This is a genomic window from Desulfosporosinus sp. I2 (genome assembly GCF_000960765.1).
In the GTDB taxonomy this organism is placed as follows: Bacteria; Bacillota; Desulfitobacteriia; order Desulfitobacteriales; family Desulfitobacteriaceae; genus Desulfosporosinus.
The window spans coordinates 1-1,710 of record NZ_JYNH01000270.1 but is presented as its reverse complement, the minus strand read 5'-3'; the positions used below and the strand labels follow the sequence as shown (position 1 = coordinate 1,710).

Here is a 1,710-nt window from a genome sequence, read left to right as displayed (position 1 = left end):
CTTGTTTGTTGCAGAATCTTAAAGAATTGATTGTTTTCCTCCACACTTGTAGGTATAATTAATTATACCTACAAGTGTGGAGGAAAGTACCTATGAGTTCCATCATAAGACAAAAGGTCGGGGATAAGATTTATCTTTACGAGTCGGTTTCTTTTCGGAATGCTGATGGTAAACCCAGAAACAAACGTGTCCCTATCGGAAAAATCGATCCCAAAACCGGAAATCCGGTGTATAAGCCTGAGTATCTGGCCCGTATGGCTGAAGAAGGAACTCCTATTGAGATACCTGCAACAAGCATGACATTTTCTATTGAGGATATACAGCGTTCATCCATTAAGGACTATGGAGCCTTTTATCTCTTCCAGGGCATTGCGCAAAGCACTGGACTGCTTGGGGTGTTGGAGGATTCCTTGCCAAATTACTGGCAGGAGATATTCAACCTAGCCTGCTACCTTATTTCCTCTGGCGATCCGTTTCTTTATTGTGAGGATTGGATTAACAGTACCGAATGTCTTGCGGTCGGTAGCATGTCTTCGCAACGCATCAGTGAGTTGTTGATGGCCATAAGCCCGGACGCAAGGGAGTTTTTTTACCAAGCATGGTGCCGGTACCGAAGCGAACAGGAATACCTTGCCCTTGACATCACCTCTATCTCCTCCTACTCTAACCTGATTGAAGACGTTGAATGGGGGTACAACCGGGACAAGGAAGCGCTTCCCCAGATCAATCTTTGCATGCTGATGGGGGAGAAGTCGGGACTTCCTATATATCAGACCGCTTACAGCGGCAGTCTCAAGGATGTCAGCACCCTGAAAACTACTTTGTCCAAAATGGATGCCCTATCGAAAGGTAAACCCACATTGATTGTTATGGACAAGGGGTTCTTCAGCACCAAAAATGTAAACGCCATGTTAAATGATATGAATAAGCTACGCTTTGTCATCCCGGTTCCTTTTACCTCAGGCTTTGCGAAAAAGCAGGTAGAAAGTGAACGCAAGGATATTGACAGTCTTCAAAACACGATTGTGTCAGGGGGCGATTCTGTTCGCGGGGTCACCAAGCTCAGAGCATGGAACAAGGAACACAAGATTCATACCCACGTTTACTATAATGCCCTGAAGGCGATGAAGCTTCGTGAGAACCTTTATGCGCATGTCACCCTTCTTAAAGAACGAGCAGAGGCTAATCCTGCAGATCACCTACATGACGAGGAATACGGCAAATACCTTCTTATACGCAATTCAGAGAAATCCCCGTCAGGTTATACCATCAGCATTAAAGAGGATGCAATCAAACAGGAGTTGGAAACAGCCGGTTGGATGGTCCTCATAACAAATGACGTGGCCGATGCTAAAGAAGCTCTTCGGATATACCGGGAAAAGGATGTTGTAGAAAAGGGCTTCCTCCGCTTAAAAAATAGCCTAGACCTTGGGAGATTAAGGGTACATAGGGAAGACATTATGCAGAACAAGATCTTCGTCGGTTTCATCTCACTCATAATTGCCGCACATATCCATAAGGTTATGCTGGAAAAGGAGCTTTACAAAAAGATGACCATGAAGAAGTTGCTGATGACCCTGTCTAAGCTGCGTGTACAAGTAGTAAATGGAACCCGGATTCTATTTCCATTAACCAAAGATCAAAAGGTTATCTATAAAGCATTTAAGATAAATGAACCTGTGTAGGTATAATTACTGAAGGGATTTTAGG

Annotated in this window: 1 protein-coding gene; it reads left to right on the top strand. The window is 44.1% G+C overall.

Annotated features, from left to right (window positions below):
* Window positions 1-92: 92 nt before the first annotated feature.
* Window positions 93-1,685, top strand: coding sequence for an IS1634 family transposase (locus tag UF75_RS25565; RefSeq protein ID WP_045577328.1), 1,593 nt, complete (start codon window positions 93-95; stop codon window positions 1,683-1,685).
* Window positions 1,686-1,710 lie beyond the last annotated feature (25 nt).

Bases quoted from the DNA above. Each gene is read 5' to 3' on its own strand.
- UF75_RS25565 (WP_045577328.1), top strand. From the start codon at position 93: ATGAGTTCCATCATAAGACAAAAGGTCGGGGATAAGATTTATCTTTAC.